Below are 18,951 nucleotides of genomic sequence, written 5' to 3' on the forward strand. Positions count from 1 at the left end.
GAAAAGCCGCGGGCTCATGACCGCTGTGCCATGTCCACGATCTCGATGCGTCCTTCTTCGAGATCGACGCGGCTTCGCATCAGGAATTCGAGCGGCACGGGCTGCGCCCACAGCATGCCGCGGATCTGCAGGCCAATGCTGTTGTGGGAGTCCAATGCTGAGCCTTCCATGACGAGTTCGACTTCGAGGGTGCGGGGCAGGATTCGTGGCTCGAACTGCAGGATTGCGTTCTTCAAAGCCTGTTCCATGCTGACACGCTGCACCGACGAGGTGAACTGGCCAGACAGCATAGGCAATCCGTAATTGATGACCGAGCGCGCAGCATTCGGGTACTGCCTGTCGTCCATCGCAAGGCCGTAGCCGGTGGCGTTGAACAGCCAGCTCAGGTCGCGCAGCACGGCCTGGCGCAGCGCCTGCTTGGTCAGCGTGCGCTTGTCGTCGCTTTCGCGCTTTTCGTCGGGCGCATGGTCCACCAGCCGGTCGAGCAGCGAGGGCTGCAGGCGCTCCTGGGCCGTGAGGTCAACCACGTTGCCCGCCTTGTTCCGACGCGCCCTTCTCCTCCACCGGAGCCGCCGGGTTGAAGAGAATCTCGCGCACGTCCATCAGCGCGTATTCGCCCGCATCGCTGCCGAGCACGCGCTGGCCGCTGCCTGCCCACACCTCGGGCCGCAGTTCGCGCCATTCGGTCTTGCGCGCGAGAAGCAGTTCGCCGTCCTGGCTCTTCTCGGTGCCTTCGTAGCGGGTGGGAATGAGCGCCAGCGTCTCGCCGCCGTTTTCGAGCAGCAGGTGCGCGGGCATCCAGACGCAGTCGCGCAGGTCTTCGGGCGCTTCGATCTTGATATGCGCAAGCCGCGCGTACGGAATCCAGTAGTACTTGCCGTTGACGAAGGCCTCGAGCACGGGGCCCAGGCGCATGTCGGCATCGGCCAGCCAGTCGAAGGGCACGCCGTCGATGGTGCCGCCGATGGCGGGCGCGGCATCGAAGGCGCGCTGGCGCAGGTCCTCGGCGAGGTCCAGTTCGCCGCGGCCCTGCCGCAACAGCGATTCGATGAGGAGGGCCAGCCATTCGTCCGGCTGGCCGAAGATCATGGGCGTGCGCGTGCCCGCGAACACTTCGGCACGCAGGCCCTCGCATCGCACGGCCTCGCCGTAGACCTGCTTCATGGGCACGGCGAGCGCATCGAGCTCGGCCGCCACGGTGAGCTGGTTGAGCGCGCGCTCCCACTGCCCCAGCACGCAGAGCAGCTGCGCCATGAAGACGCGCTGCTTGCTGTCGGAAGGCCTGGCGCGAACCTCGTCGCTCAGTGCCTTGAGGGCAGCGACAGGGTCGGCGGACTTGATGAGTTCGGCAGAGGTGGTCATGGGGTTCTCCGTTCGGCCGTCTCAGTTGCCGCTGAAGGTGCAGGTGCGCACCGCGCCGCGCGCACCGGTCTTCTGCTGCGGCGCCGAGCGGATTTCCAGCTTGGTGTAGTGGAAGAAGATGATGTCGCACGGCCGCTTGGGGGTGCCGCCCGTGACGATGGCGTGGCAGTCGACCCGCGCTCCTTCGAGCACGAACTCCAGGTGCGACTGCAGGTCCTTGGAGCTGTCGCCGCCGGCCTTGAAAACCGATACCGTCACCTTGAGGTCGCTTTCCTGGTTCTTCAGCAGGCTGGCGATGGAGGCCGTGGCGGCATCGCAGTCGCGAATGACGATGAACGAATAGCTGCGCAGCTTGCCCTTGGTCGAGCCCGGCGGAATGACCACGTCGGACTTGTACGAGTAGCCGCCGATTTCCATGCGCTGCTTGCCGTCTTCATACGTGCGCGCCGACTCGCCTTCGATCGGCGAGCCCTTGCTCTCGATCATCATCGAGAAGTCGTTGCCCGATTCGCCCGACAGGTAGTCGAGCAGGCGCAGGGCCTCGTCGGGGTCCAGTTTTCCATCGTAGGTCCAGCTCATGTCGATCTCCTGAGAACAAAAACAGTTACTTGGCGGGCGGTGCATCGCCCGCCCAATGCACCATGGCGGCAAAGGTCTGCCGGGACTTGCCCTCGGACAGCTGCCCGCGCACGCGGACCTCGGGCGCGGCCGCTTCCATCGGCCCCGCGCCGAAGAGGCGCGGGCTGCTGTAGGGGCTGGCCGTGGAAGCCAGCACCAGCAGGCGGCCGCCGGGCGCCTCGAACCATGGCAGCTCGAAGCGCTTGGAAGCAGGTGCGCCCTGCGTGCCGCGTTCGAAGCGGTTGGTCTCGCCCGGGTCGTCGGGGTAGACCGGGCGCAGGCTGCCCTGCGCGTCCACGCCCACCACCACCATGTCGATCGAATGGCCGCTGGCGTTGCGCACGCTGAGCGCCGCACGCTCGCCGCCGCGAAGCGGCAGCAGCGACGCGCCGGCCCGCTGCACGGGCTCGCTGCGCACCAGGCGCTCGCCGCTCCAGACTTCGAGAACGGCTTCGAGCCCATCGACCTGTGCACTGCTGCCATTGCCGAGCGCGGACAACTGGGTCCACCACTTCAGCCGGGCCAGCGCCTCGAGCCGCCGGCGCAGTGCGGCCTGGTCGGGCAACACTTGGGTGACGGCCTCCGATCCGCTCCTGAGTGCGGGCGAAAGCACTTCGATGCGCTGGCCTGCCGCGCCGAGATCGCTCCAGCGCACATCGGCCGGGGCCTCTCCGGGCGCCGGGGCATCGCCGACCGAAACGACCGAAGCCGGATAGTCGAGGTTCATGCGCGGCGGCAACAAGCCCTTGTCGCTGCGCACGCGCAGTGCGAGCGCGGGCGGCGGCGCGAGCGGCGCGGCGCTCCAGGAAGCGGCGCCCGAGAGGGCGCGCAGCGCGGGCGGCACGGCCACACGCGCGGAGTCGATATCGGCCTGGAGCAATCGCGCCTGCGCGCTGCGAACGGTTCCGTCTTCCATCGTGGCCGCGAGCCGCACTTCCTGCTGCGGCTGGAGCCCGTCGATGAGACCGGCCTGCAGCGTGAGCGTGTCGCCGCTGCGCTGCGCGCGCCACACCGGCCGCGTCGAGGCGGCCACGGCGCTGTTGGCGAACAGCTGCGCATCGAGATTGCCTTCGGCCACCGGCGACGGCAGTTCGCGCGTGGGGAAACGCTGCGCGAGCTCGTCGATGACCGGCGGGTAGAAGGAGAGCACGCCGTCGAAAAGCTCGCGCCAGGTGGCGGGCCTGCGCTCGAGCGCGCCGACCACGGCCCAGGTGAGCAGGCCCTGCGGCTGCGCGCCGCGGCTCTTGCGCGGCAGGCGAAGCTCGGGCGTGATCTGGTGGCTCTCCGACGCGAAGAACGCCACATAGCGCGCCCGCGCCACCCTCTGCGAAGCAGGCGGCGCGGTCGGCGCGGGCGCATCGGCGGTTGCCGTGTTCATGGCGCCGCGCAGCTGCGTGGCGCGCAGGCCGCGCCAGCGGACTTCGTCGTCAGCAGGGCCTTCGGCCGTGGCGGTTGTCGCGCCGGCATTGGCGCTGCGCGTCATGGAGGTGGCGGCGCATGTGTCGAACACCGACCACACGAACACGTTGCGCGCAAGAAAGGCCTGGACCCAGGCGTCGAAGTCCACGTCGCGCACGCCGCCCGCCAGCGCGGTGTCCACGCCCACCGCGCCGCGCACGTCGCGCGCCAGGAAATTCTCGGCCAGGCCGTCGGGCTCCTGGTAGCGCTTGGTGCCGTCGCGCCAGCGCGCGCCATGGCCGGAGAAGTACAGCAACACGAAGTCGCCGCTTTTCGATTGCGCGAGCAAACGGCCCAGCGCCTCGTGGATGGCACGGGATTCGGGCAGCGCGGCGCCGCTGACGCCATCGGCCAGCACCGTGATGTCCGGCGCCGCGAAGCCCTGCTTCAGCAAGGCCTCGCGCATCAGCATCACGTCGTTGCGCGGCGCCTGCAGCCAGAGCGACTGCGGTTGATTCACGAGCTCGGAAACGCCGACGAGCAGAGCGCGCTGGGCGGCGAAGGCGGCGTTGCCGAAGAGCAGCAGCGCCAGCGACAACAGCAGCCGCAAGCAACGCGATCGCATGGCGCCTTCCTCTTCCTGGGGAAGGCGGGGATGGGGCCAGGCAGAGCGCCCGATGGATACGCCGCTTGCCCCTACTCCTGCCCTCCCCCAGGGGGGGAGGGAGAAGAACGGATGCGCCGTGATCGTCATGGCCGCTCCGAAGCCGGTCCGGCCGATTCGACCAGCGGCGAAGCCGCCAGCACCGCCAGGCCTTGAACCGGATCGTGCACACGCAGGCGCCACACACCATTCGTGCCCGGACCGCCCACCACCTCGGCCGGGATCGACTGCAACAGCCGGCCGGCTTCGTCGATGCGCACGCCGTCTTTCCAGCGCACGACCAGGTTCGCTGGTGCGGCCGAGGGTGCGGCCGGCACGGCGCGGAAGCGCACCTCCTCGTCTTCGGCAGGGCGCCCGCCAGGCAGGCCAAGGTTCTGCACCACCACAACCAACGCAAGCACTGCGAAGGCCGGACGCACCCAGCCCTCGGCGCCGAACCAGCGGCGGATGCTGCCCCACCAGCCTCCCTCGGGTTTGGGCTGCGGCGTTGCGCGCGGCGCGCTGGGCACCGCCGCCGCGCTGCTCGAACCCGGCAGCAATGCCGTGCCCAGCTGCGCCGCGGCATCGCGATAGATCGCCTGGTATTCGGCGCGCGGATCTTCCTCGCCCAGCGGCGTGCCACAGAGCACCGAGAAGACGCCGCCCACGGTGCGCAATGCGATGCGTCCCGGTTCGGGCGCAATGGCGAGCGGCGTCTGCGCGGCCCATTCGTCGTGCACCGCGCGGATCGCGGCCAGCCGCGTGGCCGAGACCTCGCCGAGCACGCGCGCGCAGAGCTGCGGGCTGGGTTCGAGCATGACCACGTTCCAGGCCTGGATCAATCCGAAGGCGGGCTCGAAGGGCTCATCGTCGGGCTCGAGCAATACGTCGTACGCGCCGGCCCAGTCGGCCTCGCCCGCGGCCATCCAGCCCTGCCAGAGGTTGCCGTGTATGCAGCGGTCGAGCAGCACGCCGAGCAGGCGCCCTTCGACCACCACGCTGACGAGGCGGCCCGGCGCCCAGCGCGCCGTGAAGGCGCGCTGGGCGACAGCCTCGCGGCGCCGGGCCAATTCGGAGAGCGGAAGCACGAGATCGAGCACAGCGCGCGGCGTCCCGGCCGCGGTGCGCGCGGCCGTGCCCGGCATGGCCACGACGGCTTCGCGGCCGGAGGCGTCGGGCACCGGGGGGGCGGCGCCCACGGGCTGGAACGCACTTCGGATCACGCTGAGGGGGGGCCAGAGGTCGGTGTGCATGGCGGTCTGTTCCTGAATGGCTATGTCTTCAGGCATAAGACGCTTCAGCACCGAGGATTTTGAAAACCTGCAGGATCGCCGCCATGTTCCCGGGCTCGATGGCAATGCCCAGCGTCTGCTGGATCCAGCCGCCCAGGCGGGTCTTGGCGTAGTCGGCGGTGAGGCCCTCGCGCTTGTGCACCAGGCCCAGCCGGCCTGCGCGGTAGTGGTAGGAGGCGATGGCATGGCGCGAGGCAATCCCAGACAAGCCGCCTTCGGCCTCCTTGCCGAAACCCTCGCACAGCAGGATGCGCTCGGGCTCGGGCAGCTCGGCGATGAAGGCGCGCGCGGCCAGCTGTACCGCGCTGGCGCTCAGCCCGTGTTCCGCCAGGCAGCCGTCCGGATCTTCATCCGCGCCCAGCGCGTCTTCGAGCTGCGCCTCCGTGACCTGGTCGCCGATCGAGAGCTTGCGGCGGAACGAGCTCGCGCGCGTGCAGTCGATCAGGTAGCGCCGGAAGTAGGCACACAAGGCAAAGGCACTGGAGGGCGCGCTGTGGCTCGCGCGCTCGTCGGCCTCGTCGGGATCGGCGTCCAGCCGCAGCACCTTCACATAGATGAACTGCGCCACCAGCTCCTGCCGGCCTTCGCCCAGCACTTGGAGCTCGGGCGGATTGCAGGCCACGAGCGCATCGCCCACGATGCGGTACATGGTGCCCATGTCGTCGGGGGACAGCGTCTGCCGACGCCGCCAGAGGCGGACGAGCGCACTGCTTTCCGCGGACGAAAGGGTTTCCTGCATGGAGGAGCGAACAAAGGAAATCGGAAGCAGTCGGACTAGTCGTCCACGCACACGCCTTCGGTCGGAACCAGGCATTGCGGCAGGCCGGCGCCCACCGGACCGCCGCGCGTGCGGATGGCCGAGGACACCGCCGCCGAGGCCACGGCCAGGCCGCGCGGCAGCAGGATCCAGAGCTGGCCGCGTTCCTTCATGCGGCGCGCGTTGGTGGCGGCCTGCTGGCCGTTGCCGAAGAAATAGTCGGCCCGCACCGCGCCGCGGATGGCACCGCCGGTGTCCTGCGCAATGGTCAGCCGCTGCATGGGCGCGCCGGTGCCGGGCGCGCGGGTGGAGACGAACACCGGATAGCCGAGCGGCGTGCTGCGCGGATCCACCGCGATCGAGCGGCCCGCCGAAAGCGGCACGCCGAACGCACCCACCGGCCCGCCCGAAGGCGACGGCGACTCCTTGAAGAACACGTAGCTCGGGTCCTTGATGCCGGAGCCGATGACCGGCCCGGCTGCGCGCCGCCCCGGCACCACGACCGCGCCGCTGGCGACGGGCCGTGCAAGCGTGAAGCCGCGCGTGCGGATGGTGCTGGTCGAGGTGCCGCCGACGTCGTCGTCATCGTCGCCGTCGTCGAGCTGCAGCTCGATGGACGAGCCGCGCACCTTGACCGGGGTGAGGGGCTTTCCGTTGGTGGCCTGCGCCAGCGTGGGACGGAAGGGCTGGCCGTTCTGCTCGGCGTAGGCCACGCGAATGATGTCGCCGTTGGCCAGCTTGATGCGGCCCGAACCCTGGATCTGCATTTCGTAGAGCGCGGTGGCGCTGCTCACGAAGGCCAGCACCCTGGCATTGGGCGCGCCCTTGGTCTCGATCTCTTCGCGTGTGTAGTAGGGCAGCAACTGCTTGCCCTCGATGCGCAGGCGGACCTTGCGGTCGAGCGTGTCGCGCGTGAGGGCCGAGAGGTCGAGCGCATAGAGACCCGGCGCGCCCATGTCGCGCGTGCTGAGCCCGGTCTGCACCACCACGTTGCGGCCTTCGACACGCGCCGCCACGGTGCCGTTTCCTGCCGGCAACTTGCGCACGTCGGCAAACAGCATGTCTTCGGGCTGGCCGTAGACCGGATAGATGAACGGCGCCGCGTACTGCCGGCTGCCCGGGATCTCGGGTTCGAAATAGCCGGTGACCACGCCATCGGGCTTGCGGTCGTCGTCGCGGATCTGGTAGGCCGAGAACTCCTGTTCGAAGAAGGCGCGAATGGCAGTGCTGTTCCTGCTGTCGATCCTGAGGGCCCGCGCGCACACATCCTTCCATTCGGCGCCGCGGCCGGTGAGCACCTTGCAGCTGCCAAGGAAGGCGGGCCAGCTCTCGGAGAAATCGTCGCGCGCCCAGCCGGGCACGGCATCGAAGCTGACCGAGGTGTAGGTGGCCAGCTGGGTCGAGAAGGTGCGCGCCTGGCCGGCCACGCTCGCGCCGGTGGAGGCCGGCCGCGATGTGCCTGCCGATGCCGCCGTGGTGTCGGGAGCAGCGGCAGTTGCGTTGGCGTTGACGTCGGTGTTGGACGCCGGCGGCGTGTTGGCGCAGCCCGCCGCAAGCACGGCCGCGGCGGCGGCAACCCAGCGAAGGGCGGAAATGAAAATCGGCGACTGCGTGTACATGAAAGCCTCCTTGTCCGAAAGACGGCCCAGCGGGCCAACGCTCTACAGACGATTACTTCTCGACGATTTTGAAATTCGCGACGCCGTAGACGTCGTTGCATGGGGTGTTGGGCGCGCACGCGGGCTTGCCCAGCAAGGGCGACGGCCCCGTGCCGCGGCTGGCTTCGAGCGCCGCCAGCACGGGCAGCGGAAACTGCGGAAACACGCCGTCGTTCTGCATGCCCGAGGCGCTGAAGTCGCGCTCGTGCTGGCTGACGAGCACCGCGAACTGGTTGGTGCCGGCCGGACCGCCCGCATCCATCGGCCATGAGGCGCGCGGCAGCGACAGCGGGCTGTTCGCGGTGATCTTGTTGTACTTGTCGAGCAGGTTGGGGAACAGCAGGAACATCTCTCCGCCGCTCGACAGCAGGAACACGTAGACGAAACCCTCGCGCTTGCTGCGGACCTCGAAGGCCAGCTTGTCCTTGCCGATCGCCACCTCGGGCTTCTTCGGCGTGGCCGTCACGTCGAAACCCGGCGCCGCGCCCGCGGCAAGCGACTGCAGCGATTCGAGCGGCGTGCGGGGTGTTGGCGGCGGAGGCGGCGGCGGTGCTGGGGGCGCCTGGGTCACGCGGGGCTCGGGCGGCGGCGGCGGTGTTGCAACCGCGACCTGCTTGCCGCCGTCGCCCTCCGCGCCCGCCGTGCGGCCCTGGTACCACCACCAGCCGCCACCGGCCACGGCGGCCAGCACGGCCACCGAGGCCAGGGCGGCCACGGCCTTGCCGTTCTTTCCGCTCGTGCCCGCGCCCGGAGCGGGTGCCGGCGCAGGCGCCTTGCCGCGGCCGATCGTCGTCGGCAGGTCGGCGTTGCTGTGGGTCCGCGCACCCGAGCCCGGCGGCGTGGTGCGCGGCGTTGGCGCGACGCTGTGGCCCACCTCCAGGTCGAGCGCGGCGCGGAACTCGGCCATCGACTGCGGCCGCGACTCGGGCCGCACGCCCAGGCCAGAATCGATCGCCTGCAGGAGCCGCAGGCTGTAGCGCTGGCGCAGGATCTCGTTGCCCGCCAGCGGCACATAGCTGTCGGACAACAGCCGCGCCACCGAAGGCGGCGGCGCGCGGCCGCAGACGGCCACGTGCATCACTGCCGCCAGCGCGTAGACGTCGGTCCACGCGCCCTGCGACATGTCGGGCATTTCGGCGTACTGCTCGATCGGCGCGTAGCCGGGCTTCAGGATGACGGTGATCGCCTGCGTCTTGTCGGTGATCACGCGGCGCGCGGCACCGAAGTCGAGCACCACCGGCCGGCCGGAGCCTTCGAGCAGGATGATGTTGTCGGGCGCGATGTCGCGGTGGTAGCAGTTGGCGTTGTGCATCACCGCCAGCGCCTGCGTCACGCCGTCCATGATGCGGATCAACCATGCCTCGTCCACCCCCGCGGGAATGGACACCAGCGCCTGGCGCAGCGTGTCGCCGCGGTAGAACGGCATCACCATGTAGGTGGTGCCGCGCTCCTGCCAGAAACGGTAGACCTTCAGCAGCGAGGGATGGTCGAACTGCGCGAGCAGGCGGGCCTCGTTGATGAAGCTGCGCATGCCGAGATCGAAGGTTTCGCGGTGCCGCTCGGAGAGCGGGACCACCGTGCCGTCCTGCTGCCGGGTCGAGAGCGACGTCGGCAGGTATTCCTTGATGGCGACGACGCGCTCAAGCGTGTGGTCCCAGGCCTCGTAGACGACGCCGAAGCCGCCCTGGCCCACGACTCTGGTGATTTCGAATTCTGCGAGGCGGCTGCCTACGGGGAGGAGGCCGGCTTCGTTGGCTTCCGTGGCGGGGCTGGTGACGGGGACGTTGGACAGGCTGGTCGGGTTTGCCGTGATGACGGTGGCTGACGTGTCTTCGTTGCCCGCGGGTTGTGGGGCTGGCCTCGACATGACCTGCGTACGGTCGTCTTCTGGAGGCGTGTTTGCGTCGGTCATTGAGTGGCTCCCGTTTGAACGTAGACGGGTGCTTGCTTCCCGAGGCCGGGACTCGCCCCGGCGGGCGACCTGCTTTTCTTTGCTTCACCAAAGGAAAGTGAGTCCGCCATCGGGCGGATATCCCGGCTTCGGGAAAGAAAACGACTGACGGACGTCATTCCCCACCCCCAACAAACAAAGCCTCGAACTGCCCATCCAAAGGCAACCCAGCCACAACTATTCGAACAGTCTCTTCAGCGCCCGGATCGCCCATCCACAACGACCCCCCCGCCCCCGGCAAAACCAGCGACTCCACCGCCCCAACGCGCACATCACCAACATCGGCAACAAACACCCGTTGCAACACGGCATCGAACCGCAGCGCATCCAGATCCCCCTCAAGCCCTTCGAGTGCAGCCCGCGTGCCCTGCGACCACCAGCGCAACGCAACTTGCAGCGCATCCCCCCGCAGCACCTCGCCCACGGAAACATCAAGCTCGACAGCCATAGTGAACGGAAAGTACCGCCCCACGCCATCGACCGAAGGCATCAACACACCGATCCACGCGCCCTCTCCGGCAACCTGCGGCCCCAAGGCAAAGCACCAGATCGGCGCCTCCAGGTAATGCGCCGTCCAGTCGGCATGCCGGTCCTTCAGCCGCGCCAACCCGCGCTGCAGCCACTGGTCCCACACCGAACGGAACGACTCGGGCAGGCGCCGATGCGCAAAGTCCCCCATGCCCGGCAACTTGCCGAACCATCCCGGCAGCGCGTCCGAAGAAGAAGCGAAGACAGAAGAGGAGGAAGAGGAAGAAGTCGCCACGTCGCTCACAGCCCCTCCGGACAGGAGAACTCGCGCAGTTCCTTCAAGCGGATCGGATGCTGCACGCTGTTCGTCGTCACCTCGAAGCGCGTCTTGCGCGGGCCGACCTGGAAGGTGATGAAGAATTTCTCGGGCGCATCGCCGGCTTCGAGCTGGCCGTCGTCGAGCGCGCGGAACAGCGCCCATGGCCCATCGACCGCCGAGCCCGAACTGCCCGTGGTCGAAGGCGGGCTGACCTGGATGCGCACCTGGTTGCTGCCCTTCGGGCCGGGCCACTGCACGGCCATGGGCACCACCGGGCCGTGCGCGTATTTCACGAGCTGGCCGTCCACGTCGAGAATGAACTGCGTGATGCCGGCGTCCATCTCCACCGGCTTGAAGTCCAGCCGCATCGAAGGGCCGCGGCCGCCGCCGCGGAAGAAGATGTCCTTGATGCGCGCGGCGCGCTCGAACTGCGCAATCGCCTGCGTGGTGACGGCGCCGCGCTCGGCCACGGGCTTGTAGCGCCACGGCCGGGTGCTGGTGTCGACCAGCGCGGCCAGCCGCTTCTGGAAGAAGTCGTCCATCAGGCCGCCGGGGCCGAACATCTGGCCGAAGTCCTCGGGCAGCACGTCGCGCTTGCTGTTGCCCACGAAGGGATAGCGGCCCGCAATGGCGCGGTTGCAGAACTCGGTCACGGGACGCAGGTCCTGGCTCAGGTTGCCGCGCTCGGCCACCTGGGCCTGCGCCGCGCCCGACTGGCTCAGGTTCTCGACCATCGTGCGCACCGGCTCGGGCAGGCGGCCGGCGTCGGACTTGAGTTTGCCGGCCACGTCGCCGGGCGGCGGCGAGGTGCGGCCCTTCACGGCCGTGTCGACGGCGTTGAGGTACACGTACACCTCGTTGAAAAGCTTGAGCGCATCGTCGATGGGCGCAGGCTGGTTCGGCGCGGCGGGGGTGACAAGACGGCGCAGCGGCTCGAAGCGGTCGTCCACGATGCTCTCGATGCGCTTGCCGCTGGCCACCGCCTTGTTCGGGTCGCCGCCGAACAGGTCTTCCAGGCCCTTGCGGGTGTTGGCGACCGTGGCCGTGGCCTTGCTCACCACATCCTTGGGCTGGTCGGCCGGAATGAGCGTGGTTTCCTTCACGACCGCGCGCAGGAAGTTCGCCAGCGGAGAACCCACGCCCGAGAGGATGCGCGCGGCCTCGATGTTCTTCTCGAGCCCGTTGGCGCGAATCAGCCGCACGTCGGCCAGCAGCGTTTCCCACACCTTGACGTATTCCGCCAGGTAGAGCCGGCGCACGCGATCGGTCAGCGCGCCGAGGGCGGCCACGTCGCGCATCCGGTCGGTGGCGCTGCGGTCTTGCCCGAGCACCCACGGGTCCTCCTGCGCGAGCAGGCCGGTGAGCACCGTCACTTCATTCTGGAAGCGCTTGTGATAGCCGTCGTAGGTGAACATGCCCGGCACGCCTTCGGTCAGCGGCTTGCCGCTGATGCGCTCGAACACCAGCGGCGCCGAGGGGCCCGCGGCGGTGGCGATGCTGAAGGCCGGAATGTCCTTGGTGGCACGCTGGCGCTTCAGGCGGCTGAACACGCGCTGCTCCAGCGGATAGCTCGCGAGCACGGCGCGCACGCTGCGCACCAGGTTCTCGTCCATCTTGAGCGGCGAACGCGGCGGGCCTTGGGCGATGAGCACGTCGAGCTGGTCTTCGAGCGCCTTGCGCTGGTCTTCGGGAATGCCGCGGTCCAGGCTGCGCGCCCAGTCGAGAGTGATCCAGGCCTTGAGCGCCTCGGCATCGAAGTGCTCGGGCTGATAGAGCATGAGGTAGCTCTTGAGCGCCTCGTACGTGTACTCGAGGTTGTCCTTCTGCGCGGTGCGCAGCTGGTCTTCGATGCGCTTGGCGATCTGCGGCAGGAAGGCGTCGTTGAGCGCGCGCTGGTGCGTGAGCATGGCGGCGGCGTCGAGCTTGTCGCCCTGGTAGAGGCCGAGCGTCATCGACAGCGGCTCGTCGCCCTGCCGGTTGTCAGGCGTTTTCCAGATGTCGCGCAGGCCCTGCAGCACGGGTGCCACCTCGACCAGGTTCTGCACCCGCGAAGGCAGGGCCGCGAGGTTCTGGCGCGCGGGCTCGACACGCGCCTCGACCGACTTCAGGTAATTGACGTTCTGCAGCGTGCTGTAGCCCCAGCTCGCAAGCAGCGCGAGCGTGACCAGCGTCATGGCCGCCACGCCGGCCACGCGCAGGGCATGGCGCCGGCGCTCGAGCTTCACGTTGGCACCGGCCAGGCGCTGCTCGGGAAACACCACCTCGCGCAGCAGCGCGGTGAGAAAGTAGCTGCGGCCGCTCGATTTCTGCGGCGCGAGCATGGCGCGCTCGATGCCGAAGCTGCGCGCAAGGCTGCCCATCACGCGGTCGATCGGGCTGCCTTCCTGCGTGCCGCTGGTGAAGTACACGCCGCGCACCCACGGCGGCTGCGCGAAGCGCGAGCCGGTGAACACCTGGTCGAGCAGGTCGGACAGCATCGAGCCGATGGAACCGAACTGCGCCGGAAAGCCGAAGATCGCGGCGCGCCGCGTGCCATCGGTCTCGCGCTGCATGCGCGAAATGAGCCCGTCGTTGACGCGGTTGTGCAGCAGCGCAAACTCGCGCTGGAAGGCGGTGGAAAGCCCCTTGTCGTCGGCCTGCACGTTTTCGTCGGCCGGCAGCGTGAAGCCGAACACCTGCGCGCGCTGCTCCTTGCCGAGGTCGTCGAAGTAGTCGGTAAAGCCGTAGAGCAAGTCGCTCTTGGTGACGAGCACGTAAACCGGCAACCGCGTGGTGAGTTTCGAATCGAGCTCGAGCAGCCGCGCGCGAATGGACGCGGCCAGCTGCGTGCGCTGCTCGGGGCCCTGGCTCAGCAGGTCGGCCACGCTCACTGTCAGGAACACGCCGTTCAGCGGGCGGCGCGGGCGCGCCTTCTTCAAGAGACCCAGGAACCCTTCCCATGCGCTCTTGTCTTCCGATTGGTGGCTGTCCTGCGTGGTGTAGCGGCCGGCAGTGTCGATGAGCACGGCCTCGTCGGTGAACCACCAGTCGCAGTTGCGCGTGCCGCCCACGCCGCGGATGGCGCCGGGGCCGAACTTCTCTGCCAGCGGAAACGAAAGACCCGAGTTGACCAGCGCCGTGGTCTTGCCCGCGCCGGGCGCGCCGATGAAGACGTACCACGGCAGGTCATACAGGTAGCTGCCGCCGGAAATGGAAAGCCAGTCGCGCCAGCCGGGCTTCTTGCCGGCCGCATGCAGGCGCATCTGCTTGAGCGTGGACACGGCTTCGCTGAAGCGCGTGTCGAGGATCTTCTGTTCGCCGTTGACGGGCGCGTCGGTCTTGGCGGCCGGCGCCTTCATGAGGCCGTCGGTCAGGTGCTGGCTCGCACGGCGCGCGCGCCAGCGGCGGTAGAGCGCACGCAGCACCACGATGAGCACGATGGCGCCGATCAGCAGCGCGCGCGCAAGCTCGCTCTCGAGCGGCGCCCACGCACCGATCTTCACCAGCGGGCCGATCCACCAGATCAGCAGCGCGACGATGACCAGCGCCAGGATGGTCAGCAGCACCGGGCTGAACAGGAAGCCGAAGATTTTCTTGATCATTTCGTCACTCCCGCCGAAGCGACCCGGTCCGGCTCGGACAACAGCACGATGTCCACGCGCCGGTTGCGCGCGCGGTTGGCCGGCGTGTCGTTGGCGGCCACGGGCTCGGCGTCGGCCTTGCCGTCGGAGCGCATGCGCGCCGGATCGACCAGCGTGGTGAGCGCGCCCTTCACTGCATCGGCGCGCGCGGCCGACAGATGCCAGTTGGACGGATAACGCAGCGAGCGGATCGGCTGGTTGTCCGAGTGGCCGGTGATCAGCACCTCGCCCTTCACCTCGGCCAGTGCCTGGCCGATGCGGCGCAGCACCGGCAGCGAGGCCGCCATGGGTTCGGCGCTGCCGGAGCCGAAGAAGGAATCGCCGCGCAGGCGCACCACGCTGCGGTCGGCCTCGTCGGTCACGGTCACGAGGCCCTGCTTGATCTCGGGCTCGAGAAAGCGCGCGAGCCGCGGCGTCTTGGCCGGCGCGGCGGGCGGCGCGATCTGGATGTTGGGCACGCGCAGGCCCGACACGGCGGCATAGGTGGTGTCGGAGCGGTAATTGAGCGTGAGCCGCAGGCCGAACCACGCCAGCGCAAGCAACAGCGCAAAGCCGGCCGCGAACACCCACAGCGGCAGCGATTCGCGCAGCCGCACCGTGCCTGCGCCCTGCCCGCGCCAATGCGGCGAAAGCTCGGCTTCGAGCGGCGGACGATCCTTGGCAATCAGGTCGGCCAGGCGCTGGCGCACCGAGTCGAGCTGCGCACGGCCGTTGTCGACCACGCGGTAGCGGCCCTCGAAGCCGAGTGCGAGCACACTGTAGATCAGCTCCAGCAGCTGGCGGTGCGTGGGCACGTCCTGCGCGAGCTTGGCGAGCAGCTGGAACACCTTCTCGCCGCCCCAGGTCTCGTTGTGGAACTGCACCAGCAGGCTCTGCTTGTTCCAGCCGGCCTGCACGCCCCAGGGCGTGTTGGCCACGGCCTCGTCCAGCGCCGTGCACAGCACATAGCGCGCGGCAAGCACCGACTCATTGCTGACGCCGGCGCGGCGCGCGGCGGCGTCGAACTGGTTCACCGCTTCGGCTGTGGAGGCGCGCAGGGCCGGCACATTGGGCGGCTGCGCGAGATTGCGCAGCTTGGCCGTAAGCACCAGCAGCTTGCCCGCGGCCGAGACCAGCGGGTTGAGCAGCCCGATCTCGCCGACATCGGCGGCGGGCGTCGGATCGGCGCCGCCGAAGAAAGGCGCGGGCGCGGCAGCGGGCGGCGGCGTACCGGCCGGCGTGCGCGGCTTGGGCTTGATGACCGTGCGCTCCGACTCGAAAGCGGCGAAGGGATCGGGTGTAGTCATGGTGTGTTCCGTCCGTTACCCGGAATCGCTAGGCCCTGATTGCCCAGAACGCGAGGTCGAGGCCGGGAAAATCGCCCGCGATGTGCATCGCGATGCCGCCCGATTGCTCCAGCTGGCGCCACAGGTCGCTATTGCGCGTTTCGAGCTCGAAGTAGTTGGCGCCTGTGTGGAAAGGGATCTGGCGCGGCGCGACCGGCATGGGCGTGAGCGTGACGCCAGGCAGCGCCAGGTTGACCAGGTCGCGGATGCGCTCGACCGGGCCGATCTTGACTTGCGTGGGAAAGCGGGCACGCAGCGCTTCGCTCGGCATGTTGGCGTTCACCGCGAGCACGAAGGTCGCCTTGCGCTGCAGCTCGACGTCGGTCACCACCGCCACGCGCACGCCGTGCTTGCGGTCGTGCAGGTCGATGCGGATGGCCGACTGCTCCAGCACCATCGAGAGGCTGCGCCGCAGGTCGTCCATCAGCGGGCGGAAACTCAGCGCCAGGTCGTCGTGGATGTAGGGGCCGAAGCGCGCCACGCGGCGTGAATCGCGAAAGCTCGCCAGATCGCCGGCCAGCCCGAGCGCGTGCTCGAAGAAGTGCTGCGGGTGCAGCATGGCGCTCTTGGCCAGGTGCGCAAAGATCGCCTCATTGCGGTTGACCGTTTGCAGCAGCATGAAGTCGGCGATCTCGGCCACGCCGCCAGTGCCGCCCTGCGTCATGCGGCCGGCCAGTGCCTCGCCGCGCTGGCGCATGAGGCCCAGCAGTTCGTCGAGCCAGGCGCGGATCACGGCATGGCCCGCCACGTCCAGCAGCGGCGGCAGCATGGCGCGGTCGAGCTGCACCTGGTTGTCGACCCGGCGCTCGAGCACACGGGCCACGCCCAGCGTGGTCCAGGCATCGGTCGCTTCGCTGGCGCGCATCAGGCGCGTATGAAGCTGGCCCAGCTGCAGCATGGCCGTGCGCTCGCCGGCGGTGTTGGAGTCGGGCACCTCGGACTCGAGCACGCGGTGGCGCACCAGCTCTTCGTATTCCTCGGCATCGGCCTCGCGGGCACCGGCGCGGCGCAGCGGCAATGCCAGCATCACGGCCTCGTCGCGCATGGTGGGCGGAATGTCGATGGGTTCGGGCAGCGGATCGACCGCCGGCATGTCGAACACCGTGCCGTCGCCGAAGATGCCCACCGCGCGCACCAGCGCCAGCTTGCCCAGCGTGAGCGCGGCCTGATCGATCTCGATCTCCGCGAAGCCCCAGGCATAGGGCGTGGTGGAGCGCAACAGCACATGCCGCGCATGGTCGCCATGACGCTCGCTCTGCTGCAGGTGCTGGGGCTGCAGCAGCATCCCCTCGCTCCAGACCACTTTTGTTCGCCAACTCATCCGCACTCCGTCAAAGGCAAGGGCTGCCCGAAAGAAGCACGGAGTTTCCGGCGCGCAGGGCCGCCGGCAAATCCGCCTAACGGCCTAGGCGGAGGGATTTGGAGCTACGGCGAAGGGACTAGATGCGAGGCCGCGGTGCCTGCTCAGCGCGTCGCGCCGGCCGCCGCGCGCAATGTCTCGACCTGTTCCTTGTAGGCCTGCTCGATGCGCCGCAGCCGCTGCTCGCGCGCCGCCTCGTTGACCCACGCGGCGGCCATGGCGCGCTGTTTGCCAAGCTGGTATTCGAGCATGGCCTCGGGCAGCAGCGCGCTGTCGTCGGCTGGGGCGTAGCCGTAGGCCGCGCGCAGCGTCTTCAGGACCTCGCGCTCGGCGTCTGCGCGCGGGCCCTTGCCTTGGCCATACCCGATCAGAAAGCTTTGCAGCCGGGACTGGAACTCGGGGGGATAGGAGCGCCTCACCACCATCTGCGCGCCGGGTGGCGGCTCGGATTCCCAGACGATGTGGAGCCGCCCGGCCTCGACCGGGAACTGTTCCCTGAAGCGCTCGAAGTCGGTGGTGTTGTTGGTGGCCACATCGGCGTCACCGTTGGCCACGGCCAGCGCGGTGGCCTGGTGGTTGCCGACCACCTCGCCACGGAAACGCGTCTCCAGCTCTATGTTGCGCGGCAGGAAGAGCTGGCTCTGCGGAACGAGGAATCCGGTCACCGAACGGCTGTCGCCGCGCGCCAGCCGCCAGCGCTCGGGTTCGGCGAGCACGGCTTCCAGCGTGTTGGGCACGCCGGCCTTGCGCGTCAGCAGCACCGCGCGGTGCATCGGCATGCCGGGGCGGCGCGCGATTTGCGCCACCACCTTCATGCGCTGCTGCATCACGGCGTCGAGCGCCATCTTGGCCGACAGAAAAGCCATGTCGATCTCGTCGCGCTTGATGGCTCGGTCGAGCTCTTCGTAGGACGCCACCGAATAGGCGCTCACGGGCACGCCGATGGCCTGGCTCATGTCCGCCAGCAAAGGCATCCACAGTGCGCGCGATTCGACGGCGCCGCCCAGCGGCAGCACGCCGAAGCGGATCGACGCGACCGGAGCCGCCTTGTGAGCGCCCGCCGCGCCGCCCTGCGCCAGCGAACCGACGGCCGCGGCGGACAGCGCCAGTGCCACCGCGAACAGGCGCAGGACGCGCGAAAACGCCATGGGCAACATCAGGGCGACAGATCCCGCAAGACGGTAACCTGCTCCGCGTAATTGGTTTCGATGCGCTGCAGCCGCGCCTGGCGCGCCGCGTCGTTGACCCACTGTGCGGTCATGGCGTTTTGCTTGGCCAGCTGGTAGGCGAGCTTGGCGGCCGGCTGCAGCGAGCTGTTGTCCGCGGCCACGAAACCGGCCAGGTCGTGCAGCGACTTGAGCACCAGGCGTTCGCCGTCGCCGCGCGGACCCTTGGCACGCCCGTAGCCGACCAGAAACGCCTGCACCCGGCTGCGCAACTCGGGCGAGTATTCCCGCCGCACCACGATCTGCGCATGCGGAATGAGCTCGGATTCCCACAGCACCTGCAGCCGCTGCGCCTCGGCCGGAAAGCGCAGCTTGAAGCGCTCGAAATCGGCCGTGTTGTTGGTGGCCACGTCGGCTTCGTTGTTGGCCACGGCAAGGGCCGTCGTCTGGTGGGTGCCCACGATCTCGCTCAGGAAGCGCGTCTCCATCGCGATGTGGTTGGGCAGGAAGAATTGCAGCTGCGGCACGATGAAGCCGGACACCGACTGCCGCTCCCCGCGCGCAAGGCGCCAGCGCTCCGGCTCCGCGAGCAGGCTCTTCTTCGTGTTGAACGGCGGCGTCTTGCGGGTCAGCAGCAACGCGCGGTAGCCGGGCAGCCCGTCGTGCCGCACCACCTGAGCCACGACTTTCATGCGGCGCTGGGTGACGGCGTCCAGCGCCATCTTCCCGGACAGGAACGCCATGTCGACCTCGTCGCGCTGAATGGCCTGTTCGAGCGCTTCATACGAATTGACCGACAGCACGCTCACGGGCCGTGCAATGGCGCGGCTCAGCTCGGCCAGGAGGGGATCCCAGTCGCTGCGCGACTCGAAGGCGCCGCCAAGCGGCAGGATGCCGAAGCGCACCGGCGCATCAGGCTGCAGCGCGGGCTGGGCCGCGGCCATCAGGGGCAGCACGGCGAGCAGCGTCGACAGGGCGGCGCGTCGGCGCACAGCGGCAACGGCACGCCAGAAT

Annotated in this window: 14 protein-coding genes; all 14 read right to left on the minus strand. The window is 69.0% G+C overall.

Annotation, left to right across the window (positions count from 1 at the left end):
- Window positions 1-14: 14 nt before the first annotated feature.
- Window positions 15-527 (minus strand): type VI secretion system baseplate subunit TssE, encoded by a 513-nt coding sequence (gene tssE / locus ACAM55_RS21920; RefSeq protein ID WP_093020878.1) that lies wholly within the window; start codon window positions 525-527, stop codon window positions 15-17.
- On the minus strand, window positions 520-1,362 hold the full coding sequence (locus tag ACAM55_RS21925; RefSeq protein WP_369653543.1) for a type VI secretion system accessory protein TagJ: 843 nt from the start codon (window positions 1,360-1,362) through the stop codon (window positions 520-522). The genes tssE and ACAM55_RS21925 overlap by 8 nt, the downstream gene beginning before the upstream one ends.
- Before the next feature lie 21 nt (window positions 1,363-1,383).
- A complete protein-coding gene (locus ACAM55_RS21930; RefSeq protein WP_369653544.1) occupies window positions 1,384-1,941 on the minus strand; it encodes a hypothetical protein in 558 nt (185 codons plus the stop codon).
- Between the two features lie 25 nt (window positions 1,942-1,966).
- A complete protein-coding gene (locus tag ACAM55_RS21935; protein WP_369653545.1) occupies window positions 1,967-4,003 on the minus strand; it encodes a caspase family protein in 2,037 nt (678 codons plus the stop codon).
- A 125-nt stretch (window positions 4,004-4,128) separates the two neighbouring features.
- On the minus strand, window positions 4,129-5,274 hold the full coding sequence (locus ACAM55_RS21940) for a hypothetical protein (RefSeq protein WP_369653546.1): 1,146 nt from the start codon (window positions 5,272-5,274) through the stop codon (window positions 4,129-4,131).
- Between the two features lie 28 nt (window positions 5,275-5,302).
- On the minus strand, window positions 5,303-6,052 hold the full coding sequence (locus ACAM55_RS21945) for a hypothetical protein (RefSeq protein WP_369653547.1): 750 nt from the start codon (window positions 6,050-6,052) through the stop codon (window positions 5,303-5,305).
- A gap of 35 nt (window positions 6,053-6,087) precedes the next feature.
- Window positions 6,088-7,689 carry a murein transglycosylase A gene (locus ACAM55_RS21950; RefSeq protein WP_369653548.1) on the minus strand — a complete coding sequence of 534 codons (1,602 nt, stop codon included), beginning with the start codon at window positions 7,687-7,689 and terminating at the stop codon, window positions 6,088-6,090.
- 52 nt (window positions 7,690-7,741) lie between these two features.
- The gene (locus tag ACAM55_RS21955) at window positions 7,742-9,640 is read right to left on the minus strand and encodes a protein kinase (protein WP_369653549.1); all 1,899 of its coding nucleotides are present in this window, start codon (window positions 9,638-9,640) and stop codon (window positions 7,742-7,744) included.
- A 154-nt stretch (window positions 9,641-9,794) separates the two neighbouring features.
- On the minus strand, window positions 9,795-10,451 hold the full coding sequence (tagF, locus tag ACAM55_RS21960; protein ID WP_369653550.1) for a type VI secretion system-associated protein TagF: 657 nt from the start codon (window positions 10,449-10,451) through the stop codon (window positions 9,795-9,797).
- The gene (gene tssM, locus ACAM55_RS21965; RefSeq protein WP_369653551.1) at window positions 10,448-14,047 is read right to left on the minus strand and encodes a type VI secretion system membrane subunit TssM; all 3,600 of its coding nucleotides are present in this window, start codon (window positions 14,045-14,047) and stop codon (window positions 10,448-10,450) included. The genes tagF and tssM overlap by 4 nt, the downstream gene beginning before the upstream one ends.
- Window positions 14,044-15,372 carry a DotU family type VI secretion system protein gene (locus ACAM55_RS21970; RefSeq protein WP_369653552.1) on the minus strand — a complete coding sequence of 443 codons (1,329 nt, stop codon included), beginning with the start codon at window positions 15,370-15,372 and terminating at the stop codon, window positions 14,044-14,046. The genes tssM and ACAM55_RS21970 overlap by 4 nt, the downstream gene beginning before the upstream one ends.
- Before the next feature lie 28 nt (window positions 15,373-15,400).
- Window positions 15,401-16,732 carry a type VI secretion system baseplate subunit TssK gene (gene tssK / locus ACAM55_RS21975; protein WP_369653553.1) on the minus strand — a complete coding sequence of 444 codons (1,332 nt, stop codon included), beginning with the start codon at window positions 16,730-16,732 and terminating at the stop codon, window positions 15,401-15,403.
- A 143-nt stretch (window positions 16,733-16,875) separates the two neighbouring features.
- A complete protein-coding gene (gene phnD / locus ACAM55_RS21980; protein WP_369656453.1) occupies window positions 16,876-17,925 on the minus strand; it encodes a phosphate/phosphite/phosphonate ABC transporter substrate-binding protein in 1,050 nt (349 codons plus the stop codon).
- Between the two features lie 2 nt (window positions 17,926-17,927).
- Complete coding sequence (gene phnD, locus ACAM55_RS21985) at window positions 17,928-18,881, minus strand: phosphate/phosphite/phosphonate ABC transporter substrate-binding protein (protein ID WP_369656454.1); 954 nt, start codon at window positions 18,879-18,881, stop codon at window positions 17,928-17,930.
- Window positions 18,882-18,951 lie beyond the last annotated feature (70 nt).

The sequence above is a fragment of the Variovorax sp. V213 genome, assembly GCF_041154455.1.
In the GTDB taxonomy this organism is placed as follows: Bacteria; Pseudomonadota; Gammaproteobacteria; order Burkholderiales; family Burkholderiaceae_C; genus Variovorax.